The sequence below is a fragment of the Bordetella sp. H567 genome, from assembly GCF_001704295.1.
In the GTDB taxonomy this organism is placed as follows: Bacteria; Pseudomonadota; Gammaproteobacteria; order Burkholderiales; family Burkholderiaceae_B; genus Bordetella_C.
Genome location: NZ_CP012334.1, coordinates 4703729 through 4729429 on the forward strand (window position 1 = coordinate 4703729; position 25701 = coordinate 4729429).

A 25701-nucleotide genomic window follows, 5' to 3' on the forward strand; every position below is an offset into this window, starting at 1 on the left:
CTCACGAGTAGGCACATGAGGCTAGTGGATGGTAATCAGCCATAAAGGACAGGAGAGCGGTAATGGCAAGAAACGATGATCACTTTTCAACTTCAAAATCGCTCGTCGAAGGCGAGCGGGTAGAAGGCGTTATGCCGGGTGGCGGCACGGTGCCATTCCGGTTGCCGGCCGGTGCATTGAATTATCTCGACCGTAATCAGTACATTTCCAACATGGAGGTCCTTGCCTATTATCCGTCGATCAAGCTGAGGATGTTTGGGGACGAACACTCATGCATGTGGGCGAAGGGAAAGCGCCGCCTCATTGCCTTCCAGGGCGGTTGGGTCGATGTCACGGACCCCCTGAAAGCGACGGTGATCGATGAAGGAGGTCTCCCCACATTCCAGAGCTGCGTCTACAACAAACAGCTGAAGAAGTGGATCCGCGTGGTCGCGCATCAGATGCCGCTGACGCCGGGAACACCGCAATATCCCCGCGGGAAATATCACACGGAATACGCCCGCAAGGCGATCGATAATCCCGGCTTTCGGGGCATCAAGATCTACGACGTCACAAATCCCGAAAAGACCCAGTTGCTGAGCGAATTTGAAACAGGCAGCACAGGTCACGGCGTCCATTTGCCTTTCTATGATGGAGGCCGATACGCTTATCTGGCCTGCGGCTGGGACGACCAATTGCGCATGGAAAGCACGGAGCGCGTGTACAGCAACGGGTTGATGATCGTAGACATGTCCGACCCCGCCAAGTTGAAGGAAGTATCGCGATGGTGGGTTCCAGGGCAGAGGCTCGATGAAGAGCAGTACTACCGCGAGACCTATCCGTTTGCCGGCGATCAATGCTCATGGACCGGCAACCGCACCCCCTGCATCGTCCCGGTCAGGGTCGAGGATGGGGGTACCGTCGGATATGGTGGATGGGGGCACTTCGGAATGTACGTCCACGACCTGTCCGACATTCGCAATCCCAAGGTTTATGGCCGGGTGGCGCATCCACTTGAAGCCATCGGCGCCATCCCTTATCACCATGTCGTGCCTGTGACGGCCGATCCGCAGCGCTATCCGCAGTTGCAGAATCTCGTTATCGCGATACCCGAAGCCCTTGAGTCCGACTGTCGTGAGCCGTTTCACACGAGCTACGTCATCGACGTGAAGGACCCGACCAAGCCGCGCATCATCGGTCTCTTCCCGCGTCCGATGCCGCATCCTGATGCTCCCTACAAGGACTTTGCGATGGCGCGAGGCCGCTTTAGCTCACGCGTCATGCAGAACTGGATTGCGCCAGGAAAAGCACGTCCAGATGTCGTTGCATTGTCATATCTCAATGCAGGCCTTCGCCTCTTCGACATTTCGGATCCGACAGAGCCGAAAGAGGTCGCGTACTTCGTCCCACCGCGTGACGGCGAAATCGACGACTACATGAGCTGGCGTCGGGGTACGACGGAAGCTGTTTTCATTGAATGGGACCGGAACCTGATTTGGCAATCGACGCACGCCGGCATCTACTGCCTGTCGGCCCCCTTCCTCGGCAAGCCGGCTCTTGAGCCGATGGCTGTCACGCAATGGTCCGTCCCGCATGTGAACGCTGGCTGGGAAGGATAGAAGAACAAATGAACGCCCCAAACGGCTGAGCCGCGGCAACTGAGCCCTTGAACGCAGAACCACCCCTTACTGGAACGCTAGGCTTCTGCTAAGTCATTGATCTATATACGACCGAAGTCTCAGCTTCGGTATCGTCGACAAAAGTGTTGACACTATAGCGAATCTCCCCGCTATCATGCGCCCCATGGAGACAATCAAAACGACCGAGCCGCCCGGGTCAACACCGCGCGGCGAAACGGTCTTCCGGCAGCTGCTGCAGGACATCTACATGGGGCGGTTCGAGCCGGGCGCCGTGGTCAACGAGCTGGAACTGGCCAAGCGCCTGAACATCAGCCGCGGTCCCGTGCGGGAAGCCGTGCAGCGCCTGCAGGGCATCGGCCTGATCACACGCAAGCCATTCATGAAGGCGCGCGTCATCAAGCTCGGCGTCGACACCATGATCGAGCTGTTCGAAGTCCGGGCGGCGCTGGAGGGCATGGCTTGCAAACTGGCCACCGAGCGCATGTCCGACCAGGAACTGGACAAACTGGAAAACGCCCTGCACGCCGAATCCTTCAAGGACCAGGACGCGCCATCGTCGCTGCCGCAATTCGATTTCCATGCCCGCGTCGCCCAGGGCAGCGGCAATCGCCGCCTGATCGAGGCGCTGAAGCAGGACAACTACAGCCTGCTGCGGCTTTACCGCACCAGCGCCGCTTCCATCCAGCAGCGCAAGGCCACCGCCTTCGAGGAACACGCCCAAATCGTCATGGCCATGAAAAGCCGCAATGCCGCCCTGGCCGAGTCGCTGATGCGGTCCCACATCCAACGTGCTTCGCAGCACATGCAGCAGCAGCTTGAAGAGGTTTGAAGAAATGCCCGAGCACTCCCCCAAATTGAAAGACTTGATCAACGCGCCGGAAATCCTGATCACCCCCGGCGTCTACGACGGCTTCAGCGCCCGCATCGTCGAAAAAATGGGTTTCAAGACGGCCACCATCTCGGGCGCCGGCATTTCGGAATCCCGCCTGGGCCTGCCGGACCGCGGCATCGTCGGCCTGGCGGACAACGTCGACACCTGTTCCAACCTAGTCAACTGCACCCGCCTGCTGCTGCAGGCCGACGCGGACACGGGCTACGGCAACGAGGTCAACACCTACTACACCACGCGCGCCTTTGAAAAAGCCGGCGTCGCGGCCATCATGATCGAGGACCAGGTCTTCCCCAAACGCTGCGGCCACATGGCGGGCAAGGAAGTCATACCGGCCGAGGACATGGTGAAGAAGGTACGCGCCGCCGTTGCCGCCCGCCAGAACCCGGATTTCGTCATCAAGGCGCGCACGGACGCGGCCGGCCCGCTGGGGCTGGAGGAAGCCATCCGGCGCCTGAACCTGTATGCCGAAGCCGGTGCGGACTGCCTGTTCGCCGATGCGCTGCGCAGCGAGAAGGACATCGAACGCGTGGTGCGCAACGTGCCCAAGCCCCTGTCCGTGAACATGGGGCTGGGCATCCGCGCACGGTCGACCACGCCGCTGATCTCGCCCGCGCGCCTGCAGGAGATCGGCGTGGCCCAGGTTTCCTATCCGCGCCTGCTCAGCGCCGCCTCCATCCGCGGCATGCTCAATGCCATGGCGGTGTTCAAGGAAGACCTGCTGGAAAAAGGCATCGTGGCCAACCGCGAGGACCTGCTCGTCAGCTTCGAGGAGATCTGCGAGCTGGTGGGCCTGGACGAAGTGGAACGCCTGGAAGCCAGCTTCCAGTAACGCCGTCAGCTATCCCGGAGACATCATGACCGCATCCCTGAACGTCGGCGGACGCCAGATCCGCTACACCGATATCGCGGCGATCGCCGCGAGGTCCGGCCGCGACATCCGCGACTTTCCCTACGTCATCCGCGTCCTGCTGGAAAACCTCGCGCGCCATCAAAGCTGGGGCGCCGACGTATCGGACGATGAACTGAACGCCTTGCTGGACTGGCGCAACCACCCGGACGCCGGCCTGCCCTTGCGAGTCGCCCGGGTCTTCCTGCCCGATTCCAGCGGCCTGCCCGTGCTGCAGGACCTGGCCGCGCTGCGCGACGCGGTGGCTCGGCACGGCGGCGACATCGACGCCGTCGACGCCCGCATTCCCGTGGACCTGATCGTCGACCATTCGCTGCAGGTCACCTACTGGGGCGATACGCAGGCCGTCGTGCGCAACATGCAGTACGAGTTCAAGCAGAACGCGGAACGCTACCGCTTCCTGAAGTGGGCGCAGCAGGCCTTCAACGGCCTGCGCGTCTTTCCGCCGGGCACCGGCATCATCCACCAGGTCAACCTGGAATTCGTATCGCCGGTCGTGCAGCGCGAAACGCGGCCGGACGGCGACTGGGCCTATCCGGACTTCGTCATCGGCGGCGACTCGCATACCCCCATGATCAACGGCATCGGCGTGCTGGGTTGGGGCGTCGGCGGCATCGACGCCGAAGCCGCCATGCTGGGCCATGCCTATACCTTCCCCATTCCGGAAGTCGTCGGCGTGCGGCTGGTCGGCCGCATTCCCCCGCCCGCGCAGACCACCGACGGCGCGCTGCTGATCACGCAGAGACTGCGCGAGTTCAAGGTGGCCGGAAGCATGGTCGAATTCTTCGGCCCCGGCGTGCGCGAACTGGCCGTGCCGGAACGCGCCACCATCGCCAACATGGCGCCCGAGTACGGCGCCACCTGCGGCTTCTTCCCCGTCGACCCGGCCACCATCGAATACCTGAAGATCTCGGGCCGCGATCCGGAGGTCATCGAACGCGCGGAACAATATTGCCGCGCCAACGCCTTCTGGCGCGACGATCCCGACGAAACGCCGCCGGGCTTCAGCCGCGTGATGGAAATCGACCTGTCCGAGACGGTACCCTCCATGGCGGGCCCGCGCCGTCCGCAGGACCGCCTGCCGCTGCCCGCCATTCCCGCCGACTTCCACGAGCGCCTGCACAAGCCCGCGATGGAGGGCGGCTTCGCGGTGCCGAAGGACGCCGACGTGCCAGCAGCCGCCACGCCGGCCCAAGGCGACGCGCCGCTGCGGCTGCCGCACGGCGCCGTGGTGCTGGCCGCCATCACTTCCTGCACCAACACGTCCAATCCGGCGGTGATGATGGCCGCGGGCCTGCTCGCGAAAAAAGCGGTGGAACGCGGCCTGCGGGTGCCCGAATGGGTCAAGACCTCGCTGGCGCCGGGGTCGCGCACGGTCACGCATTATCTGCAGGCGGCCGGCCTGATGGCGCCGCTGGACGCGCTGGGCTTTTCCGTCATCGGCTACGGCTGCACCACCTGCGGCGGCAAGTCGGGCGCGCTGCCCGATCCGGTCGTCCAGGCCATCGAGCGCGACCGCTTCGTCTCCGTGTCGGTGCTGTCGGGCAACCGCAACTTCGAGGGCCGCATCCATAAACTGATCCGCGCCAACTATATCGGCGCGCCGCCCATGGTGGTGCTGTACGCGCTGGCCGGCCGCATCGACATCGACCTGGACAAGGAGCCGGTCGGCAAGGACCGCAACGGCCAGCCCGTCTACATGCGCGACATCTGGCCCACGCCGCAGGAAATCCAGGCCGTGCTGCCGCTGGCCAACACGCGCGCCATCTTCGAGGCCGTCTACGATCCCGCCAACCTGGACATCCAGGCCTGGCGCGAAATGGAGGCACCGTCCGGCCCGCGCTTTCCCTGGGATCCCGAATCGCTCTATCTGGTCGACCCGCCCTTCTTCAAGGACGAGCCGGACGGCGACAGCCTGGGGCGCCTGGCGCGCGCGCTGCAAAACGCCAGCGTGCTGGCCGCGTTCGGGGATTCGCTGACCACCGACCATATATCCCCGGGCGGCGAAATTCCGCTGGAAACCCCCGCCGGGCAGTACCTGGCCCAGGCCGGCGTGCCGCAGCGCGAGTTCAACAGCTACGTCGCGCGCCGCTGCAACTACCATGTGATGACGCGGGCCACCTTCGGCAACATCCGGATCCGCAATGCGCTGCTGGACGGCGAGGAAGGCGGCGAGACGCTGCACTTCCCCGATCGCGCGCGCATGACCATCTTCGACGCTGCCCAGGCGTATCGCAGCGAGGGGCGCGCCACCATCGTCATCGCGGGCAAGGAATACGGTACCGGCAGCAGCCGCGACTGGGCCGCCAAGGGAACCGCGCTGCTGGGCGTGAAGGCCGTCATCGCGGAATCGTTCGAGCGCATCCATCGCGCCAACCTGATCGGCATGGGCGTCCTGCCGCTGGCGTTCAAGCCGGGCGAAGGTTGGCGCCAGCTAGGGCTGCGCGGCGATGAAACCTTCAGCTTCGAGAACGTGGAGGCCGGCATACGCGAGGGCGCGCCGGTACGCGTGATCGCGCGCCAGGACGACCGCGAAGTGCGCTTCGAAACCCTCCCGCAGGTGCTGACGGCCGCCGAGCGGCGTTTGATGGCCGAAGGCGGAATCCCGATGAGTGTCTTGCGCGGATTGTTGCCGGACACGGCCGCGGCGCGGAACTGAGCCTGGGCGATGCAGCGCCGGGCTGGGCCCCGCCGGCGTACGCGGCGGCTTGCGGCTGGGGACGATGGCTTTCCCATGCCGTGCCCCTGTGGCCGGTGCGGCCCGCGGTCTCGGACGCATGCCGGATATACCTATAACCAACCAGGAGGACGGAACGACACGCGCATCCGCCGGCGTTCCAGGAGCACGAGATGAACCACAAGCAAAATACCCACGACCACCCCTGCGCGCCGCGCATGCCGTCGCGCCGCAGCCTGATCCGCGGCCTGGCCGCCGCGCCGCTGGCCGCCCTGGCCGGCCGTGCCGCATGGGCCGAGGACTTCGCCGGCAAGCCGCTGCGCCTGGTGGTGCCGTTTCCCGCGGGCGGATCCTCCGACACGCTGGGTCGGGTCGTCGCCAATGCGCTGTCGCAACAGCTCAAGCAATCGGTGATCGTGGAGAACCGCGGCGGCGCGGGCGGCAACATCGCCGCCGATTATGTCGCCCGTGCGCCGGCCGATGGGCACACGCTGCTGATGGCGGGCCAGGCCATCATGGCGATCAACCAGACCTTGTATGGACACGTCAGCTACGACCCCGCCGCCTTTCCCTATATCGGGATGATGGGCGACAACGCCAACGTCCTGCTGGTGAACGAGCAAACCCTGCCGGTAAAAAGCGTGGCCGAGCTGATCGAACGCGCCAAGGCCAAGCCGGGGGAGATCCCCTTCGGCTCCAACGGCATCGGCTCGCTCAGCCACCTGACCACGGAACTGCTGGCCAGTTCGGCCGGCGTGAAGTTCCTGCACGTGCCCTACCAGGGTGCTGCCCCGCTGGCCACCGACTTGCGCGCGGGCCGCATCGCCTTCTGCTTCACCGGTTCGACGCTGGCCGTGGCGCTGGCCAAGAGCGGGAGCCTGCGCCCTCTGGCCGTGACGACTTCCGTGCGGTTACCGCAGCTTCCCGACGTGCCCACGCTGGTGGAGGCCGGCTACCCGGCGCTGGACGCACCATCATGGTGGGCTGCCGTCACCACGCCCGGCACACCGCCCGCCACGGTGACGATGCTGCAAAACGCCTTCGCGGCCGCCACCAGCACCGCCCAATACCAGGACGCCCTCAAGCAGCAAGCCACCCTGCCGCACCCGATGACGCCGGAGGCAGCCCAAGCCTTCCTGGCAACGGAACGCAAGAAGTGGGCGGCAGCGGTGAAGTCCAGCGGGGCGTCGGTGGCCTCGTAGGTGTCGCGCGCCATCGCGTTGCCGCCTTACAGGCGCAGTCTTCCATGAGTGAATCATCGGAGAACAGCGCGGCGAGCGACGCGGCCTGCACGCGCATGGCGTGGGAATCACCCTGGATGCGAACGGTGGCGCACAGTCCTGTGCGGCGCGGGGCGCGTCAGGTCTCGCTCCACTCCCGCAGCAGATTGTGATAGCAGCCCACCAGCTTGCTGCGCGCGCCGGCATCGGCCTGGGTCTGGTTCAGCCGCTGGATGGCATTGTCCAGGTCGTACAGCAGGCTGCGCCGGGCATCTTCCCGGACCAGGCTCTGGACCCAGAAGAAACAGCCCAGGCGCGTGCCGCGCGTGATGGGCGTGACCTGGTGCAGGCTGGTGGCGGGATACACGACCATATCGCCCGCGTCCAGCTTGACGCTGTGCATGCCGTACGTATCCTGCACCTGCAGTTCACCGCCCTCATATTCCGAGGCGTCGCTCAGGAACAGCGTGATCGACACGTCGGTGCGCACCTTGCGGCCGCTGTGCGGATGGATGCGCACGCCGCCATCCACGTGCGCGCCGAAGGTCATGCCCGGGCCATAGCGGTTGATCATGGGCGGGTACGCCACATTGGGCAGCACCGCGCTGATGAACGCGGGATTTCGTTCCAGGGCGCCGAGCACGATGCCCTGTACATGTTGGGCGACTTCGGAACGCTCGTCGATCTGCTGGTTGAACTTGACGGCCGCGCCCTGGTAGCCCGCCGAGACCTTGCCATCGACCCACGCGTCGCCAGCGTTGTCCAGCAGACCGCGTATGGCCTGCACCTGCTGGGCGTCAAGAACCTTCGGTATGGTGATCAGCATGGGCCATCCGGCGGCGTGCCGGCCTATTGGATGTGATACGTGAAGGTGAGCATGGCGGTGCGGCCGGACCCCGGCACCGCGCGGCCGCCGTCCGACGGGATCAGCGCATCGTAGTACCGCTTGTCGAAGATATTGAACAGGTTCAGGCGGACGTCGTACTTGGGCTGGTGCCAGGCCACGGTGCCGTCCCAGCGCGTGTAGCCGCCGACCTGCACCGCGTCGGTGTTGGCCGCATAGCGCGACGAGGTATACACCGCCCCGCCGCCGACTTCCCAGTCCTGCAGGAATTGATACGTCGTCCAGAAATTGAAGGTATTCCGCGGTGTGTTGGCGGGGGTGTTGCCCTTGGTGCCGTCCGCGGCCTCGGTGATCTCGGCATCCAGGTAGGTGTAGGCCGCGTAGACCTGCCACTGCCGGGTCACATGGCCGGACGCGCCCGCGCGCACGCCGTTCACGCGCACCGTGCCGTCCAGTTCGTAGACCCCCGGGCTGATCTGTGTGCGCGCGTTTTCCTTCTTGATCTGGAAGATGGCCGAATTCAGCGAAAGGTTGCCGTCCAGCAGGTCCCACTTGCCACCCAATTCATACGACTTGTTCGTCTCCGGCTCCAGGTTGTCCTGCCCGACCGTTCCCGTCATTTGTTCCAGCGAAGGGTTGAACGACGTGCCATAGGAGACGTAGTAGGACTGCCAATCGGTGGGCTGCCAGATGGCGCCGGCACGCACGCTGGTGTAATGGACCGTCTGGTCCGCGTTCGCGGGCGTGGTGCTGCGCGGCATGGAATTGGTGACGGTCGCTTCATAGCGGTCCCAGCGCAGGCCGCCGACCAGCTTGAACTGCTTGGTCAGCTCGATGGAGTCGTTCGCATAGATGCCGACCGTGTTGGCGGAGCCGGTCGCGAAATTCCCCGGCACCTGGGGCAGATCCGCCGACGTATGTTGCGGATCGACCATCTGCGTGCACCCGACGAAACCACTGTTCAGCGTGAAGCCGCCGCAGTTGCCGGTGCGCGCATAAGCCTGGTTGCTGTAGTGGTCATGCCCGATCTCGAGACCGGTCAACAGGTTGTGCTTTACCGAGCCCGTCGCGAACTTGGTGGTCAGTTCGGTCTGGTTGAAGATGGACTCGTCATGGATGATCCGGTCATGGCTTTGCTGCAGTATCCATAGATTGTCCAGCGGCAGGTTCGTGACGTTGCCCGTGGGCAGCGCCTGGAAGCCCGTGGGTCCCAGCGTGCCCACCGCCTGCGGCGCGGTTTCGCGGGCATCGGTGCGTACGTTGTTGTATTGCGTCTGGTTGCGCAGCACCACATCCGGCGTGAACTTGTGCTGGATCGATGCATTCAGCATCGCGATGTCCTGGATCGTTCGGTCGTCGTGGAAACCGTACGCCGTGTTGCGGCTCACGCCGGCGGGATGGCCATTGACCGACTGCACGCCGTAATCCGCCATGTCGTCGTTATGCTGCAGCAAGGCCGACAAGGTGACTTCGGTCGGCGTACCGATGCCGAACTTGAACGACGGCGCGGCGCCGAAGTCCTTCACATGGGACTGGTCGCGCGTCGTGGCGTCGCCGTTCTGGGCCATGCCGTTGAAGCGGAATGCCGACGTCTCCGACAGCTGCATATTGGTATCGACCGTCGAGCGCACCAGTCCATTGGTCGTGACCGATCCGCTGACGTCCGTGAAGTCGGCCCGCTTGGGCTTCTTGCTGACCTGATTGATGATGCCGCCCGTGGAGCCGCGTCCGAACAGCATGGAAGACGGACCCATCAGCACTTCCACTTCCTCCAGGTCGAAGGTATCGCGGTAGTACTGGCCGCGATCGCGGAAACCGTCCAGGTAGATATCGGTGCGCGCCGAAAAGCCGTTCAGGTTGATGTTGTTGCCGATCGTGCCGCCTTCGGCCGCGCCCAGCGTAATGCCGGCCACGTTGCGCAGCGCGTCCTGCAGCGAGTTCGCGCCCTGCGACTGCATCAGCGCCTTGTTCACCACCGTCACGGATTGCGGCACGTCATGAAGATCAATGCCCAGGCGAGGCAGCGATGACTGCGTCGCGTTGAAATCATCCGACGGCGCGTCGCCATTGACCTGCACGGTGTCCAGCGTGGTGGTCGGCGCGGCGCCGGGCGCGGCGGTCCCGGATGCCGCCACTGGCTGGGCCAGCACCGGAACGGGGGAGGCGAACACGGCCAGGACGGCGGCGGCAATCGGGGTCAGCTGCTTCATGGAAAGGAATAGTCTTGGGCGGCGGCCAGGAAACCGGGCATCGTGACCCCGGCGTTGAACTATTGTTGAGAAGGCCGCGAATGCTAACCATTCCTAATTTCATTAGCAAAAGCTTTTTCAAATCTGTCGAAAAGCTTTCTTTTTCCTGTCTCTAACCTGAATTAACGGGATTGCGCCGCGTTTGCCGTGTGGTCCGCCGCATTGCCCGGCCGCCGCGCCTCGCTATTGCTCGACCATATGCGACTCGTGCACGACCTTGGCCATGCGCTGATAGTCCTGCGCCATGTAGCGCGCCATTTCTTCGGGGCCCATGAACATGGGATCGATGCCTTGGTCGGCGAAGCGCTTTAGCGTGGCGGGGTCTTGCAACAGCGCCCGCAATTGGGTGGAGACCTTGTCCACCACCGCATCGGGCACGCCCTTGGGCGCCACCAGGCCTATCCACGATGCATAGTCATAGCCTGGCACGCCGGCCTCCGCCACGGTGGGCAGCTCCGGCAACAGCGGCGTGCGCTGTGCGCCGGCCACGGCAATCGCCCGCAGCTTGCCGGACTTGGTCAAGGGCAACACGGTACCCACCGCGCAGAACATGGCGTCGACCTCGCCCGCGGCCAGCCCGACGGCGGCCTGGCTGGCGCCCTTGTACGGGATGTGCCGCATCTGTAGCCCTGCCGCGGATTCGAACATCGCCATGGCGATATGCTGCGGGCTGCCGACCCCGCCGGTGGAATAGGTGACCTTGCCGGGATGCGCCTTCACGTAGGCGATCAGTTCCTTCACATCGTGCACCGGCAGGTTCGGATTGACCAGCAACAAGGTCGGCAGCACGGCCACCATTCCGATGGGCCGGAAGCTTGCGACCGGGTCATAGGGCACTTTGCGCACGTTCGGCAGGACGCCCAGGATGGTGTTGTTGCAGCCGCACAGCGTGTAGCCGTCGGGCGCGGCACGCGCGACACGGTCGGCGCCGATCGCGCCCGATGCCCCCGTCTGGTTGTCCACGATCATGGACTGGCCCAGCGACTCGGACAATCGGTCGGTCACCACGCGGATCGCGACGTCCGCGGCGCTGCCGGCCGCCAGGGGCGTCACCACGGTCACCGCATGGGTGGGCCAGCCCTGCGCATCGGCGGACCGGGCGCCCAGCGCCAGCGCCGCGGCCAGCATGGCCGCGGCGGCATTGCGTGCCGCCCTATGCCGTCCTCCCAAGCGCATCCTGGTTTCGCATGTCTGCATTGTTGGCTCCTCTTGGTGTTGTTATGCGGGCGCGCTGTCGGCCGCGTGCAAGCAACTCTAGTGAGCGGCCCAAGCCCTTGTCCAATACGATTTATTCGCCAACCCATGCCGGTTCGCTATGGCGGGCGCGCTGGATGATGAGCCCTCCTGTCGCTGCGCGACCGCCTCCCCGAGGGAGGGAGCGCGCCCTTCGGGCGGCCGCGCGGGCGCGCTCAGGCCTCGAATAATCCCCGCTCCTCGGCGAATCGACGGATCAGGTGATCCACCACCGCGCCGACCGCGAGGTTCTTGCGGTCCTGCCGGCGCGTCAGTATCCAGATCTCGCGTGGCGGCATGACCGGGCCCAGCCGGCACAGGCGCAGCGCCGGTTCGCGGCGGCCGATGTAGTGCGGCAGCATCGCCAGCCCCACGCCCGTGCGGGCCGCGATGGCTTGCGCCACCTGGTTGTTGGCGCGGAAGGCCACGCGCGCACCGGGGTACGCGCGTGCCAACCAGGCGGCATCGGGCAGATAGGCGTTGCTCTCGTCGAAGCCCACGAACACCGGCGCCGCGCCGTCCTCCACCTGCCGGCAGACTTCCGGCGTGCCGTAGTAGCCGTAGGCCATCGCCCCCAACTGCCTGGCGAGGAAATCGCCATCCTTGGGCCGGTCCAGGCGGATGGCGATATCCGCCTCATGCCGCTCCAGGCTGACGGCGCGCAGGTCGGTGCCCAGGTCTATGTCCAGGCCGGGATACAGGGTGGGCAGCGCCGCCAGTTGGGCAATCAGGAATCCCATCGACAAGGCCGGCGACGCATTGACACGGACCAGTCCCTTGGGCGCTTCGTCCGCGCCGCCCCGCCGCAGCGTCTGCACCGAGGATTCCATGTCGCCGGCGGCCGCCAGCGCGCGCGTCCCCGCACTGGTCAGGACGTAGCCCTCCGGCCTGCGCTCCACGAGCTTTTCGCCCAGCGTGGCCTCCAGCGACTGGATGCGCCGCGCGATGGTGGCATGGTTTACCGCCAGCGCGCGCGCCGCCGCCGACAGGCTGCCGTGACGTCCCAGCGCAAGAAAGACGCGGACATCCTCCCAATCGACCTCTGTGCGTTTTTTCCCAGCCATTGAGCGCGAATAGCGAATTCCGCGAAAACGGACCCAAGCTTAGGCTACGTCCCATGCGAAATCAATTCGCGCCACCATCATCCGAGGACATCATGGACACCCAGCAAAAAGTCGCCATCATCACCGGTGCGTCGCAAGGCATCGGCGCCGGCATCGTGCAAGCCTATCGCGAGCAGGGCTATGCCGTCGTGGCCAATTCGCGCACCATCAAGACGGGGACCGATGAGGGAATCGTCGCCATTCCCGGAAACATCGGCGACCGCGCGGTAGCGCGGCAGGTAGCGGCAGCCGCGATCGAACGTTACGGCCGCATCGACACGCTGATCAACAACGCCGGCATTTTCGTCAGCAAGCCCTTCACGGACTACACGGCCGAGGATTACGACAACGCGATCGGCGTGAACCTGGGCGGTTTTTTCCACATCACGCAGTTCGCCCTGGCGCAGATGCTGAAGCAGAGCCGCGGCCATATCGTGCAGATCACGACCACGCTGGTCGAACAGCCGCTGGCCAATGTGCCGGCCGGCCTGGCCAGCCTGACCAAGGGCGGACTGGCGGCCGTGACGCGCGGGCTGGCCATTGAATACGCCAGGCAAGGCATACGCGTGAACGCCGTCGCGCCCGGCATCATCAAGACGCCCATGCATGCGCCGGAAACGCACGCCTTCCTGGACGGTCTGCATCCCGTCGGCCGCATGGGCGATATCCAGGACATCGTCGATGCCGTTCTATATCTGGAGCGGGCCGGCTTCGTGACCGGCGAAACGATCAACGTGGACGGCGGCCAGCACGCCGGCCGCTGGTAAGCCAGCGCATCGATGCAGCCCCGGCACGGGCCGGGGCACACACCAGGAGCCAGCCATGCCCTACGTAAACATCAAGGTGACGCGCGAAGGCACCGCGCCGGGCGCGACAGCCACGACGGCGGAACAAAAGGCAGCCCTCATCAAGGGCGTCAGCGAGCTATTGCTGGACATCATGGGCAAGCCCTTGAACAGCACCTTCGTCGTGATCGAGGAAGTCGACATGGAGAACTGGGGGATCGGCGGCGTGCCGACGCCCGAGTACCGCAAGCGCATGCTGGGAATCACTCCCCCTTGATGCCCCCTTGCGGATCACTTCGCCCCATTTCTTCATTTCGGCGTCGATGAACCGGCTCCGCACCAGCCCGATGCGACCACATTGGCAGGCCCAGGTATTCGGCGAACAGCCGCGCCACGAACCGGCGAAGGCCCACACGAATGAAGGCGGAACGCTATCCGCGCACCAGGCCGGTCAAGGGCCGCGGTACGCCGGCATGGCCGAATAGCGTCCGCGCCGTCAGTAGCGGATCCAGCGCCAGGCTTTCGGCGGCCACGCCGGCAATCAGGGCGTCCAGCGCGATCGTCGGCTTGAGGTCGCGCCCTTCGTACAGGTCGCCGGGCGCTAGGCCCGGCCAGTCCGCCGCCACGCGGCCACCCGCCACCGCGCCGCCCGCCAGCATGGCGACGGCCCCTTGTCCGTGATCCGTGCCGCCTGTGCCGTTGGCCGCCGCGGTACGGCCGAATTCCGTCGCCACCAGCACCGTCGTATCGCGCCAATGCGGCCCGAGGCCATCCCGCAAGGCCGCCAGCAGGATGTCCAGGGCCTTCAACTGGGCCGCCAGGCGCGGATTCTGCGCGCCATGGGTGTCCCAACCCCCTGTCTCGATCATGGCGATGCGCGGCCCGTCGGGACGCGACAGGAAGCCGGCCGCGAGCTTGCCCAAATGAGCGGGATCCTGCCGCGCGCCGGCATCCGCGGCCACGCCGCGCGTTTTCATGGCCTCGGCCCATAGCGGCCCGAGCTGGGCATCGTGTTCGTACAGCGCGGAGACGCGCGCCAGCAGATCGTCCGGGGCTGGCGGCAATGTGGACGGCGCATACGACGCCGCCTGCACCGGACCGCGCAGCGCCGCCGGTATCGTCGGCGCAAAGGCGATCGCCTTTTCCTGCGTGGCCGGCAGCATGCCCACCAGGCGGTTCAGCCAGCCGTCCTTCACCTGATAAGGCGAGGTGCCACCGGTCTCCAGGACGTTCTGCCCATCGAAGTGCGAACGGTCGCGATAAGGCGATGCCACCGCGTGGACGAACAGCGCCTGACCCGCCGCATACATCCGCGCCGTCTGTTCCAGCGCAGGATGCAGGGCGAACATGCCGTCCAGGGGCGTCGCCGCCGCCGGGTCCACCGCCAGCGCGCCGCGCAAGCCCGCATAGGCGGGATCCGCGTACGGCACGACGATGTTCAGGCCATCGGCCGCGCCGCGCTGGATCACGAAGATGAAGCGGCGCTCCGTCGCCACGTGGGCGAAGACGATACGCGGAGAAGCAATCAGGGAGGAGGCGGCCAGGCCGAGAAATCCGCGGCGGGACAGCATGGTATTCATCTCCGTAGGAAATCCGGCGCAACGAGCAGCAGCGCGATCGCGGTCTGTACGCTTTCCGCGCGCGCCACGGCCGTGGCGGTGGCCGGGCCTAGTGATCCAGGCAGCAATGCCTGTCCCAGCGCCCGCGGGTCGATCCGGTCGCCGACACGCGCGGCCAGGCGTTGCGCGACATCGACGCGTCGCACCAGCGCATCCGGAGCCGCCCAGCTGGCCGCGATATCGTCGTAGCCGGCCGGCGAACCGGGCCGCCACACCGGCTGCCCGAGCTGGGCCAGCAAGGGCGCCGGACGCAGCGTGCCCGCGCCACGCCAGCCCAGGCCCCGCATGCACGAAATCATCCATTCCCAAGGGGTTTTGAACTTGACCGGGGCCGGTGACCACGCCTGCGGCGCGTCGACCAAGGCGCGATACACCGCGGGCAACTGGCCGCCGCTATCCAGGTAGGCCGAGGCCAGCCGATCCGTGACGTCGGCGGGAGGATCGTCGGCCACGAAGTGGCGAGCCAGCTTGAACGCGAGGTGGCGCGCCGTCGCGGGCGACGCGGCAAGATCGCGCAGCACGGCCAGCGCCTGCTGTTGTCCCGGCTGCGGATACCGGCGCCCCATGACGGCGCGTACGCCAGGCTCGTGCAAGCCGGGCCGGAACACGAATGCGCCGGGTACGGGACCTTCCGCGCGCGGTTCGCGCGGGCTGGCGATGCTCCAGCCGGTCAACGCGCGCGCGAACTCGGTCACGTCGGCCTGCGTATAGCCGGTGCGTACGCCCAGCGTATGCAATTCCATGATTTCGCGGGCCAGGTTCTCGTTCAAGCCGCGCCTGCGCGCGGGGTCGCGCCGCGCCGCCCGTTCCGCGGCCTTGCTGTCGGGGCCCACGGAGCGGGTCTGGTCCAGGAATATCTGCATGGCCGGATGCTGTTCCACCGCCATCAGCATGTCCTGGAAACGGCCCAGCACGTGCGGCCGTATGGCCTCCGCCTCGAAAGAGCCGGCCAGCGCCGCCACCGCGGGCTTTTCCGCCGACACCGCGAAATGATTGGCCCAGAAATGCACCAGCCGTTCGATGAAAGGCGTGGACGTCGCCAGGGCGCTGTCCACGCGCGCGGCCACCGCGTCCCGGTACGCGTCGCGGATGTCCGTGCGCAGGGATAGCCGCGCCGCCTGCTTGCCATCCGAGGGTGCCTGGGCCACCGCCATCCGCAGCCGGCCCAGGTCAGCGACCAGGGCCGTCGACGGCGGGCAAGACGCCCAGGCGGCGGGGCGTGGATCGTAGCGGTCAAGCTGGACCAGCAGCCAGGCCTTCGGGTCCGCCGGCGGCACATCGTCGCGACGCGCGCCCAGGCCGAAGCGGTTCAGGGCGATCGCACCCGCATCGGATCGCGAGACGCCCGCCATCATGGCCTTCCCTGCCGTTGGGGCGGCGCCGCGGGTTCACGCCACTGGCCGCGCTGCCGCAACGCGGCCGCGAACGTCATGCGCTCTTCGGGCGACAGCGTCGCCGCGAAATCGGCCACCGCCCGTTCCACACGGGTTCGCAGCGCCATATCGGCCTCGCGCGTCCGCGCCAACGCCGCATCCAGGGCCGCGCGATCGAGCTGCGGCGCGGCCAGCAGATCCAGGACGGCGCGGCGCGCTTCACGCGCTGCCCGGGCGTATTCGCGGCCGTCGCGCCGCGCTTCCCGTATGGCGGCCAGGAATTGCTGCTGGCGTTCCGGGGCCAGCCCTTCCGCCGCGAAGCGCAGCGCGACGTGCGGCGCGCGCGGGGACTCCTGCGCGCGCTGGGTCGAGAACCATTGGTAGGCGCCGCCGGCAATGCCGCCCAGCAGAAAGGCATTCAGGATCAAGGACCCGATCAGGAAGAATTTCCACCCGCGGCCGTTCATTCTTCGCTCCAGTCGGAAAGCGGTTCGCCGAACCCCGTGTCCAGCCATGGCGCATCGTGGTGCGCCGGCGGCACAGCCGCCGTCACCAGGAACAAGGACACCGCGAATGCCCCCACGAAACCGCCTGCCACGCCGACGCCGGCGAACACCGCGCTCGACCACCACAGGCGCCAGCGCCGCCAGAAGGAATGCCGCACCGGCGCGCTGGCGACGATGCGGTCGAATACCGCGCGCGCGGGTGGCGCGACGGCGCGGCTGTCCAGCCACGCATCCAGCGGCGCGGCCTCCGCCACGATGGCGTCGGCCTCGGTCGGGTGCGCCGACGCCCACGACAGCGCCGACGCGCGTTCCGCCTCGGGCCAACGGCGGGACTCAGCGCCATAGGCCTCCACGATGGTGCGAAATCTTTCGGGGGTCATGAGGTGTCTTCCCTAATGTCGTTGGCGGCCAGCCTGTCCCGCAACGCGCGCCGCGCTCGCGCCAGCAGGCTTTCCAGCGCGTCCACCGTAATGTCCATCACCGCGGCGGCCTCGATGTTCGATAGCTCCTGGTAGTACGTCAGGATCAAGGCCTCGCGCTGCCGCGGCGCCAGCGCCGCCAGCGCGGCCTGGATCCGCCTATCGCGCGTCCTGGCTTCCACCACCGCATCCGGTCCGGGCCCCGGATCGGGATGCTCCGGCCAGTCCTCCACCGGATCCTCGCGGCGGCCGCGCAGCCGGTCATAGCAGAGATTCATGGCGACGCGATGCAACCAGGTGTCGAATCGCGCGCTGCCTTCCTTCCAGTGCGGCGCCTGCTTCCATATGCGCACGAAGGCTTCCTGCGCCACGTCTTCGGCCTCCATGCGATCGCCCAGCATGCGGGTCGCAAGCGCCAGCAGGCGCGGCAGCTTGCGCGCGACGAGCACGCGCACGGCCGACGGGTCTTGCCTGCCGACCCGGGCCACCAGGTCGGCATCAGGGTCGCGTTCGCGTTCGCTCAAAGTGCGCGTTGTTCCGTCATGGAAGCCTGCGGCGCTGTACCGCGATGAATGCGTTCAATATACGTAGACCGGGCGGACGTGAACCGGGCGCGCGGGGACGACGACGCATCCGCTCAGCGTGGCCGCGGCCACGAGCAGAATAGCCAGGGTTTTGATCATGATGGAATCTCCAGGTTCTGCAAGCTAGGCCCAATGGCCGGGTATCCAATGCCAATTGGGCCCCCGTGCCACCCAATGGCCGGGTATCCATCGATGGCCCACGCGCACGGGCCGCCAGTGGCCGCCTATCCACACATAGCGTCCATGCTCCCAGCGCCAATGCCCGCCATCCCATACGTAGCCGGCACGCGGCGCGGGCACCACTTCCACCCGCGGCGGGGGCGGCGGCGCGGTGGGCTCCACGATGACGACCTGGGCGAATGCGGGGAATGCGGCCGCCACGGCCACGGCGGCCAGCAAGGTCTTCAAGGGGACAGCAAGCTTCATGTCAGGCTCCCATCGCTTCGGATAACGGCGAAATGGCGCCGTTTCTCCTTGAACGGCCCGGCGTGGAATTCCCGTCGCTCGTATTTGTAAAAACGAGTAAAGGCCTGGGCACCGCTGCACGACCCGAAAAGACCTAGCGCCCGATACGGCTGACCTGCCGTATACCGACCGCGGCGATCAAGCCCATGATCGCCGCAACGATCATGAGGGCTACGCGCAGGTTGGCGTGGTGCGTAATGCCGCCGATGATCGCCGGTCCCAGCAGCATCCCCGTGTAGGCCCATCGCGCAATCGCGGCCACGCCTTGGGCGGGTCTCAGGCCCGGCAGGCGCGCGCCGGCAAGGAAGAAGAAGGGCATCAGGTTGGCCACGCCCAGGCCCATCAGCAGCAAGCCCGCCAGCGTCCAGGCCGGTTCGGGCAGGCACACGGCCAGCGTGATGCCCGCGAATCCCATCCAGGCGCTGGCCGCCAGCGTGCGGCTATCGCCGATGCGGCGCCGCAGCGGGTCGGCGGCAAAGCGGCCGCACGCCATGCCGGTGGAAAACGCGGCATAGCCGTAGCTGGCCAGCTGCGGCGCGGCATGGGTGACGTCGCGCAGGTAGACGCTGGCCCAGTCGTACATCGCGCCTTCGCAGATCAAACCCAGGAAAGCGAAGAACCCCAGTACCCATAGCGCCGCGGATGCCTGGCGCCGCTTGCCGGACGCCGCGTCGTCCTGGGCGGGTGCGTTCTCTCGTGCCGTCGCGTCGCGTCTACCCGGCGCGTCGTCGATCAAGTGCGGGCGGCCGATCGCGATCGCCGCCAAGGCCATCAACGCGATCCCGGCGGGGTACACCCACGGCGGCAGGGCCGCCAGCGCGGCCAATCCACCGAGACCCGCGCCGGCCATGCCTCCCACGCTGAACATGCCGTGCAAGGTCGACATGATGGGCCGGCCGCCCTGTGCTTCCACCGCGGCCGCCTGCACGTTCATCGTTACGTCGAAACCCGCCATCGCCATGCCCAGCACCAGCAGCAGCCCCAGCAACACGGCATAGCCGGGCATCAAGGGCACCAGCCCGACCGCGACCGCATAGGCGACCCCGCTGATCGTGAGCGCGCGGGCACTGCCCACGCGGGTGGCCCACCGCCCTATCGTCCCCATGGCGACGATGGCGCCGCCCGCCACCACGAGCATGGCGAAGGACAGCACGAAGTCCGACAAGCCGAAGCGCGACTTGATGTCCGGTATCTGCACGCCCCACGCGGCAAAGGCCGCGCCGTTCACGAAGAACTGCGCCATCACCGCCCGCGTCGCCGCGCGCATGCGCGCGGCTTGCGTCGCGATCGTCCCGGCGGAAAGACCGGCATTCACGGAGTCGGACATCTCGTCTATGTAAGCCCCCGTCCCGCTAGGGAAGCAAAAACCGCGCGGCCCGTTCCCGCGCCTGGGCTTCCAGCGCGGGCGCCAATTGCCGCACCGTGCGCCTGAACTGCTGCGCCACCGCGCCCATCGGGATGGCGCGCCGCCGCAGCAATCCCAGCGTGCGGGTGACCTCCGGCCCGGTCAATGCGCGGATTGCCAGCCTGGTATCCGGCGTTTCCGGCAATGCGGACAACGGCACCACGGAAATCCCCAGCCCCGCTTCGACCAGCCCCAGCGCGCTGGTCAGGTGGTCGATTTCCACCAGGTGGTCGCGCTGCCATTGCCACCTGCGCAAAGCCTGTTCCAGCACGGCACGATTGCCGCTGCCCGGTTCGGACACGATCAGCCGGTACGGCTTCAGGTCGTTCCAGCTGACGTGGGTGCGCTCGGCCAGTGGATGGTCCGCGGGGCAGGCGAGCAGGAAGGGCTCCGTCAGCAAGGCATCGAAAGCCAGCCCCTCCACGGGCGTTTGCAGCGTGACGCCGAAATCCACCGAGCCGTCCAGCACGGCGGCCGTCACGCCGGCCACGTTGCCTTCGACGATGCGGATACGCGTTTGCGGCCGCTGTTCGTGAAACGCCCGCAGGATATGCGGCAGCAGCAGCTTGGTGGCCGTGGGTATGCAGCCCAGGCTGAGCTGGCCGCTGCGGCTCGCCAGCTGGTCGTCGATCGCCGACAGCGCTTCTTCCAGATCGCCCAGGATGCCGCGCGCGCGAGGCAGCAGCAGTTCGCCGATGGGGGTCAGTTGCACGCGGCGCGTGGTCCGTTCGAACAGCGGCGCGCCGATGGCGGCTTCCAGGCGCTGGATGCGCCGCGTGAGCGCCGGCGCCGAAATATTCAGCTCGCTGGTGGCGAGCTGGAAACTGGCATGCCGGGCGATCGCGACAAAGCCACGCAAGCCTTCAAGGTCGATAGCGTTCAGGGAAGCCATAAGGACATGGACGGACGCACGGGCAACGCACCAGGCACGAGCCCGCGCGGTGATTATTCCACTTCACGCAATAATAACGATGCAAAGCGCAATTCACAACGCGCCCGCGCCCGCCGGATACTTGGCACATTCCTCGTTCAGGCAACCCTATCCCGGAGACCAGCATGGGCCACGCCCCAGCCACCGACGAAATCCAGAACACCTACACGCGAGGCATCGCGGAGTTCATCGCCAACCTGAAGTACGAGGCGATCCCCGAACAGGTGCGCGACCGCATCAAGCTGCTGATTTTGGACTCCTTCGGCTGCGCCATCTTCGGCGCGGAACTGCCGTGGAGCAAGATCCTGCTCGAAACCCTGACGGCGGAGGACCAGACCACCACGACGCCGGTATGGGGCACCGACAAGCGCCTGTCTGCCCCGCACGCCGCGCTGGTCAACGGCACGCTGGTGCAAGGCTTCGAGATCGACGACGTGCACCGTGTCGGCGTGCTGCACGTGGGCGCCGTCACGCTGCCGGCGGTGCTGGCCGTGGCCGGCCGGCAGCCCGGCATGACGGGCCGGGATTTCCTGCGCGCCTGCGTGGCCGGCTACGAAATCGGTCCGCGCGTGGGCATGTGCATGGGTCCCGAACATATCGCCCAGGGCTGGCATTCCGGCGCCACCGTGGGCGTGTTCTCGGCCGTGGCGGGCGCCGCCGCCGCGCTGGGCCTGAGCGCCGACCAGGCGGTACACGCCCTGGGCATTGCCGGCACGCAGTCCTCCGGGTTGATGGCCGCGCAGTTCGGCGCCATGGTCAAGCGCATGCACGCCGGCCGCGCCTCGCAGAGCGGCCTGTACGGCGCCCTGCTGGCGGCACGCGGTTTCACGGGCATCGTCGACGTGTTCGAAAACCCCTACGGCGGCTTCTGCAGCACGATGTCCCGGTCCACGGACCGCTTCGACCTGACCAAGCTCACCGCGGGCCTGGGTACGCAGTTCGAAGTGATGCGCATCGCGCTGAAGTTCTACTCCTGCGTCGGCAGCAACCACACGACGCTGGACGCGCTGCGCACCATGCGCGCGCGCAAGCCCTTCGGCCCCGATGACGTCGAGGAAATCGTCGTCGAAGGGTCGCGTGTCACGGTGGACCACGTGGGCTGGAAATACGTCCCGCAGGGCCTGACCTCCGCGCAGCTGAACCTGCCGTACTGCGTGGCCACGCTGCTGCTCGAAGGCGACGTGTTCGTGGACCAGTTCACGGAAGCGGACGTCACCAATGCCGAGCGCATCCGCATTTCCCAGAAGGTGAAGGTGGTCGAGGACCCGGCCATCACCGCGCGCGGCGCGGTCTATCGCCACATGGTCAATGTGAAGCTCAAGCTGAAGGACGGTACGCGGATGGAAGAAACCGTCGAAGCGCCGCGCGGCAGCGAGCACTCCTTTGCCTCCGCCGACGACGTCATCGAGAAATTCGTCAAGCTGGCGTCGCGCCGGATCTCCCGCCAAGCGGTCGATCGCGTGGTCGACACCATGATGAATATCGAGAAGGTGGACGACATCGGCAAACTGGTCGACGCGCTGACCGTCAAGCGCTAGACCTGCCTCGCGACATGGGGCGCGGCACACGCATGCCGCGCCCCATTTTTTTATGGGTTCGTGACGAGCAGCGCTGTTGTCGCGCGTCACGGCAACGGCCGCCCTGCCGGCGCCGGCTGGCGGCTGAAGCGGCCCGGTCGCGTCAAGCAGTCTTCCAATAGCGCCCTAGCGGCGGCTCCTTGCCCGATACCGGGTCGCCCGCCGGAAAGGGCAGCGAAGCAATGCGGTCCAGCATGGCCTGCGTGGGCGCCTCGCGGCAGATGTCCCACTCCTGCCCGGGCGGATACCCGCCCACGACCAGGAAGTCGTCCGTCGCGGACAGGCGGCAATGGCCGGTACCGGCCGGCAGGAGGACCACGTCGCCTTGCAGGACGGCGACTTCCGTCCCGTGGGGGCCGCCCAGCATCAGGCGCGCCGAGCCGGCGGCAAACCCCAGCACTTCGTGCGCGGTGGAATGGTAATGGTGGTAGTCGTAGATGCCGTCGCGCCACCGGGGCACCCAGCCGTTGCGCGCGAACAGGCCTTCGAAGGCCGAGGCGATATCGCCCTCCACGATCACGCCGGTGTAATGCAGCACCGGCAGCCGGGGATTATTGGGCACCCAGTCGTTGCGCTGCAGCAGCAGCGTCGCGGGCGGCGCCGGCGCCGCGCCGGCGGACGAGGAAGGAAGTGCCAGGAAGGCCGTGCCCAGCACCGCGCTCCTGATGAAATCACGCCTGTGGAATGTCGTCATGGTCAGCTCCCTAGGCCGTCGCTCGATCCATGGATCCACGGATCGAGCCCCTAGTCTGACACTCCACGGCCGCCCTGTGAAACAGGCGGCGGCCGGGGTTTACGCGGTGACGTGCAGCTGGGTGCCGACCATGCCGTAGGTCGACAACTGCGGCGCCACCGAACTTAGCAAGCTGACGATGGTCTGCGCCTGGTTGTCCAGCACCTTGCGCAGCAGGACGTTCTGGGCCTCCTGCATGGCGTTGGCCTGCTGCAGGCCCACCGCGGCGCCCACGGTGGCTTCGATCGACATACCGTCCATGGTCTTATCCCAGGAAAGAAAGATTCCGAAGCATACAGTACGAATGTGTCATTTGGCATAATCTTCACATTCGCCACCGCCGCCCCCCGCCATGCCAACCCTGCACATGTTCCTGCTGTTCCTGGCTGCCGACCTGGCCCTGAAGCTGACCCCCGGCCCCGACATGGCCCTGACCCTGACCCGCGGCATGACGCAAGGATTCCGGGTGGCGTGGCTGAGCGTGCTGGGGACCTTCGCCGCCGGCTTCGTGCAAATTCCCGTGGTCGTCCTGGGCCTGGCCGCCATCTTCAAGGAATCGCCTGCCCTGTTCCTGGCCGTGAAGCTGATGGGCGCGCTATACCTGGTCTACCTGGGTGCGCGCGCCATCCGCCGCAGCCGCAATCCGCGCGCGCTGGCGGAGGTCTCGGCACGCGGAGAGGGCCGCGAGGTATTCATCCAGGGCTTCATGACGAACCTGCTCAATCCCAAGGTCTTCATCTTCCTCATCGCCTTCCTGCCCCAATTCACGGATCCGGCGCAAGGCCCGGTGTGGGTCCAGATGCTCTTCCTGGCGTGTATCTCGAAGGTCTTCGGGCTGTGCTCGGGGGCGACCTACGCCTATGGCGCCGCCCGGATCCGCAACTGGCTGGCGCGCAACCGCTGGTTTCTGCGCGCGCAGGAATGCACCCTGGGCGTCACCATGATCGCCGTCGCGGGGTATTTGATGTTCAGCCAGGATGGCCCGGCGGGCAAATAAGCCGATACGCCCGGCCGCGCATACCGCGATAGTGCCTACCGGCCTGCGGAAGAGACAGGGCAGCTATCCTGGATGTACGGTTTTCCCGACATTTTCTCGCTCGACGGGGAAAAAGTACGAAATAGCTGACAACGCCGGCGCCGCCGGCCATGCGCCACGAAGGCCGACGCGGTGGCCGGGGCCGCGAAATCAGCCTCCCAATACGCCCAGGTCCAGGACGTAGCTGCGCCCGATCCACATCGCCCTGTCACGATGATCGGCCAGGGCGTCGCCGGTATTGGGATGCAGGAACACGTCCAGCGCGCCGTGATTGAGCGCCAGCCAGGTCGTCACGCGCGCGAACTGAGCCGGCGCGAAGGCAAGCTGATAACTCCACTTCGGATGCGGTCCCACCGGCCGTTCATGAAAGCGACCCATGTCCACGGACTCGCCGAACGCCGCCACGATGCGTTCGCGCAGCGCATAGGCGGCATCGCGCGTGGCCGCGTCGAAGTACACATGCGCGTGCCAGCTGTCCACCACGGAGGGGTTGTCCTGGCTCATGACTGGCCCCCGTTGGAGGGATCCGCCGCCTGCAGCTTGTCCTGCGTACGGGTCTCGAAGTCCGACGCATCGTGGCGTTCGTGCAGCTGGCTGGCCGGGTCGCCGTTCACGCGGTTGACCATCCGGCCGCGGCGCACCGCGGGCCTGGCGCCGATGGCGTCGGCCCAGCGCTGCACGTGCTTGTAGTCCTGCACGGACAGGAATTCACCCGCGCCGTACAGCAGGCCCTTGGCCAAGCCGCCGTACCACGGCCAGATCGCGATGTCGGCAATCGTGTATGCGCTGCCCGCGATGTGCTCGTTGTCCGCCAGGCGCTTGTCCAGGACGTCCAGCTGCCGCTTCGTTTCCATGGCGAAACGGTCGATCGCGTATTCGATCTTGCTGGGCGCGTAGGCATAGAAATGGCCGAATCCGCCGCCCAGGTAGGGCGCGCTGCCCATCTGCCAGAACAGCCACGACAGGCATTCCGCCCGCGCGCCCGGCTCCTTGGGCAGGAGGGCGTCGAACTTCTCGGCCAGGTACAGCAGGATGGCGCCGGACTCGAAGACGCGGATAGGCGTCGGCCCGCTGCGATCCACCAGCGCGGGAATCTTGGAATTCGGATTCACCTGCACGAAACCGCTGCCGAACTGGTCGCCTTCGCCGATGCGGATCAGCCACGCGTCGTATTCGGCGCCGCGATGGCCCAGCGCCAGCAGCTCTTCCAGCAGAATCGTGACCTTCTGGCCGTTCGGCGTCGCCAGGGAATACAGCTGCAGCGGATGGCGGCCGACAGGCAGTTCCTTGTCGTGCGTCGGCCCTGAAACCGGCCGATTGATGCTGGCGAAATGGCCGCCGCTGGGCTTGTCCCAGGTCCAGACTGTCGGCGGCACGTATTCGGATGAATCGCTCATTGAAACAGCTCCATGTAAGGGCCGGTCATTGCCTCGACCGGTATTTGGATGGCCATGCCGGCACGCCGCGCCTGTGGCGGCGCAAGCGGTGCCCATGCATTCGGGCCCATGCGTTCGTATAGCATTG

General features: G+C 66.6%; 25 protein-coding genes. 9 read left to right on the forward strand and 16 right to left on the reverse strand.

Annotation, left to right across the window (positions count from 1 at the left end):
- The first annotated feature begins 62 nt into the window (after positions 1–62).
- From AKI39_RS21060 to AKI39_RS21080, 5 genes are all read left to right on the forward strand, one after another.
- Positions 63–1598, forward strand: a complete 1536-nt coding sequence (locus AKI39_RS21060; protein ID WP_066640562.1) for an LVIVD repeat-containing protein — start codon at positions 63–65, stop codon at positions 1596–1598.
- Positions 1599–1782: 184 nt separating this feature from the next.
- Positions 1783–2448 (forward strand): GntR family transcriptional regulator, encoded by a 666-nt coding sequence (locus tag AKI39_RS21065; protein WP_076879727.1) that lies wholly within the window; start codon positions 1783–1785, stop codon positions 2446–2448.
- Positions 2449–2452: 4 nt separating this feature from the next.
- On the forward strand, positions 2453–3340 hold the full coding sequence (locus tag AKI39_RS21070; protein WP_066640568.1) for an isocitrate lyase/PEP mutase family protein: 888 nt from the start codon (positions 2453–2455) through the stop codon (positions 3338–3340).
- 25 nt (positions 3341–3365) lie between these two features.
- Positions 3366–6077, forward strand: a complete 2712-nt coding sequence (acnA, locus tag AKI39_RS21075) for an aconitate hydratase AcnA (protein ID WP_066640571.1) — start codon at positions 3366–3368, stop codon at positions 6075–6077.
- Positions 6078–6268: 191 nt separating this feature from the next.
- Positions 6269–7297 (forward strand): Bug family tripartite tricarboxylate transporter substrate binding protein, encoded by a 1029-nt coding sequence (locus AKI39_RS21080; protein ID WP_083228968.1) that lies wholly within the window; start codon positions 6269–6271, stop codon positions 7295–7297.
- A 157-nt stretch (positions 7298–7454) separates the two neighbouring features.
- Here the strand turns inward: AKI39_RS21080 and AKI39_RS21085 are convergent, their stop codons facing one another.
- The 4 genes from AKI39_RS21085 to AKI39_RS21100 all read right to left on the reverse strand — a co-directional run bounded on the left by AKI39_RS21085 (position 7455) and on the right by AKI39_RS21100 (position 12705).
- Positions 7455–8141, reverse strand: coding sequence for a Fe2+-dependent dioxygenase (locus AKI39_RS21085; RefSeq protein WP_066640573.1), 687 nt, complete (start codon positions 8139–8141; stop codon positions 7455–7457).
- Between the two features lie 23 nt (positions 8142–8164).
- On the reverse strand, positions 8165–10369 hold the full coding sequence (locus AKI39_RS21090) for a TonB-dependent receptor (protein WP_066640576.1): 2205 nt from the start codon (positions 10367–10369) through the stop codon (positions 8165–8167).
- A 222-nt stretch (positions 10370–10591) separates the two neighbouring features.
- On the reverse strand, positions 10592–11605 hold the full coding sequence (locus AKI39_RS21095) for a Bug family tripartite tricarboxylate transporter substrate binding protein (RefSeq protein WP_083228969.1): 1014 nt from the start codon (positions 11603–11605) through the stop codon (positions 10592–10594).
- A gap of 212 nt (positions 11606–11817) precedes the next feature.
- Complete coding sequence (locus AKI39_RS21100) at positions 11818–12705, reverse strand: LysR family transcriptional regulator (RefSeq protein ID WP_066640579.1); 888 nt, start codon at positions 12703–12705, stop codon at positions 11818–11820.
- A 92-nt stretch (positions 12706–12797) separates the two neighbouring features.
- Between AKI39_RS21100 and AKI39_RS21105 the strand changes: the two genes are divergently transcribed.
- Together AKI39_RS21105 and AKI39_RS21110 are read left to right on the forward strand one after the other, a co-directional pair.
- Positions 12798–13511: an SDR family NAD(P)-dependent oxidoreductase gene (locus tag AKI39_RS21105; RefSeq protein ID WP_066643502.1), complete on the forward strand. Its 714-nt coding sequence runs from the start codon at positions 12798–12800 to the stop codon at positions 13509–13511.
- Between the two features lie 55 nt (positions 13512–13566).
- Positions 13567–13806, forward strand: coding sequence for a tautomerase family protein (locus tag AKI39_RS21110; RefSeq protein WP_066640584.1), 240 nt, complete (start codon positions 13567–13569; stop codon positions 13804–13806).
- Between the two features lie 154 nt (positions 13807–13960).
- On the opposite strand, the gene AKI39_RS21115 is transcribed toward AKI39_RS21110, so the two are convergent.
- The 8 genes from AKI39_RS21115 to AKI39_RS21150 all read right to left on the reverse strand — a co-directional run bounded on the left by AKI39_RS21115 (position 13961) and on the right by AKI39_RS21150 (position 20792).
- On the reverse strand, positions 13961–15109 hold the full coding sequence (locus AKI39_RS21115; protein ID WP_066640586.1) for a DUF1501 domain-containing protein: 1149 nt from the start codon (positions 15107–15109) through the stop codon (positions 13961–13963).
- On the reverse strand, positions 15106–16500 hold the full coding sequence (locus AKI39_RS21120; protein WP_066640587.1) for a DUF1800 domain-containing protein: 1395 nt from the start codon (positions 16498–16500) through the stop codon (positions 15106–15108). The genes AKI39_RS21115 and AKI39_RS21120 overlap by 4 nt, the downstream gene beginning before the upstream one ends.
- On the reverse strand, positions 16500–16988 hold the full coding sequence (locus tag AKI39_RS21125) for a periplasmic heavy metal sensor (protein WP_066640594.1): 489 nt from the start codon (positions 16986–16988) through the stop codon (positions 16500–16502). The genes AKI39_RS21120 and AKI39_RS21125 overlap by 1 nt, the downstream gene beginning before the upstream one ends.
- Positions 16985–17407, reverse strand: a complete 423-nt coding sequence (locus tag AKI39_RS21130; RefSeq protein ID WP_066640605.1) for a hypothetical protein — start codon at positions 17405–17407, stop codon at positions 16985–16987. The genes AKI39_RS21125 and AKI39_RS21130 overlap by 4 nt, the downstream gene beginning before the upstream one ends.
- On the reverse strand, positions 17404–17970 hold the full coding sequence (locus AKI39_RS21135) for an RNA polymerase sigma factor (RefSeq protein ID WP_066640606.1): 567 nt from the start codon (positions 17968–17970) through the stop codon (positions 17404–17406). Before AKI39_RS21135 ends, AKI39_RS21130 begins: the two co-directional genes overlap by 4 nt.
- Positions 17971–18153: 183 nt before the next feature.
- Complete coding sequence (locus AKI39_RS21140) at positions 18154–18456, reverse strand: YXWGXW repeat-containing protein (RefSeq protein WP_066640608.1); 303 nt, start codon at positions 18454–18456, stop codon at positions 18154–18156.
- Positions 18457–18589: 133 nt separating this feature from the next.
- Positions 18590–19822, reverse strand: coding sequence for an MFS transporter (locus AKI39_RS21145; protein WP_235610692.1), 1233 nt, complete (start codon positions 19820–19822; stop codon positions 18590–18592).
- Between the two features lie 25 nt (positions 19823–19847).
- Positions 19848–20792 (reverse strand): LysR family transcriptional regulator, encoded by a 945-nt coding sequence (locus tag AKI39_RS21150; protein ID WP_066640614.1) that lies wholly within the window; start codon positions 20790–20792, stop codon positions 19848–19850.
- Between the two features lie 164 nt (positions 20793–20956).
- Between AKI39_RS21150 and AKI39_RS21155 the strand changes: the two genes are divergently transcribed.
- Positions 20957–22369 carry an MmgE/PrpD family protein gene (locus tag AKI39_RS21155; protein WP_066640618.1) on the forward strand — a complete coding sequence of 471 codons (1413 nt, stop codon included), beginning with the start codon at positions 20957–20959 and terminating at the stop codon, positions 22367–22369.
- Between the two features lie 142 nt (positions 22370–22511).
- Here the strand turns inward: AKI39_RS21155 and AKI39_RS21160 are convergent, their stop codons facing one another.
- Together AKI39_RS21160 and AKI39_RS21165 are read right to left on the reverse strand one after the other, a co-directional pair.
- Complete coding sequence (locus tag AKI39_RS21160; protein WP_066640621.1) at positions 22512–23102, reverse strand: cupin; 591 nt, start codon at positions 23100–23102, stop codon at positions 22512–22514.
- A 99-nt stretch (positions 23103–23201) separates the two neighbouring features.
- On the reverse strand, positions 23202–23402 hold the full coding sequence (locus AKI39_RS21165) for a hypothetical protein (RefSeq protein ID WP_066640624.1): 201 nt from the start codon (positions 23400–23402) through the stop codon (positions 23202–23204).
- Between the two features lie 91 nt (positions 23403–23493).
- Here AKI39_RS21165 and AKI39_RS21170 point away from each other — a divergent pair, with 91 nt between their 5' ends.
- The gene (locus tag AKI39_RS21170) at positions 23494–24138 is read left to right on the forward strand and encodes a LysE family translocator (protein WP_201258524.1); all 645 of its coding nucleotides are present in this window, start codon (positions 23494–23496) and stop codon (positions 24136–24138) included.
- A 189-nt stretch (positions 24139–24327) separates the two neighbouring features.
- On the opposite strand, the gene AKI39_RS21175 is transcribed toward AKI39_RS21170, so the two are convergent.
- Positions 24328–24681: a DOPA 4,5-dioxygenase family protein gene (locus AKI39_RS21175; RefSeq protein WP_066640627.1), complete on the reverse strand. Its 354-nt coding sequence runs from the start codon at positions 24679–24681 to the stop codon at positions 24328–24330.
- Positions 24678–25574, reverse strand: a complete 897-nt coding sequence (gene yghU, locus AKI39_RS21180; protein ID WP_066640630.1) for a glutathione-dependent disulfide-bond oxidoreductase — start codon at positions 25572–25574, stop codon at positions 24678–24680. The genes AKI39_RS21175 and yghU overlap by 4 nt, the downstream gene beginning before the upstream one ends.
- Positions 25575–25701 lie beyond the last annotated feature (127 nt).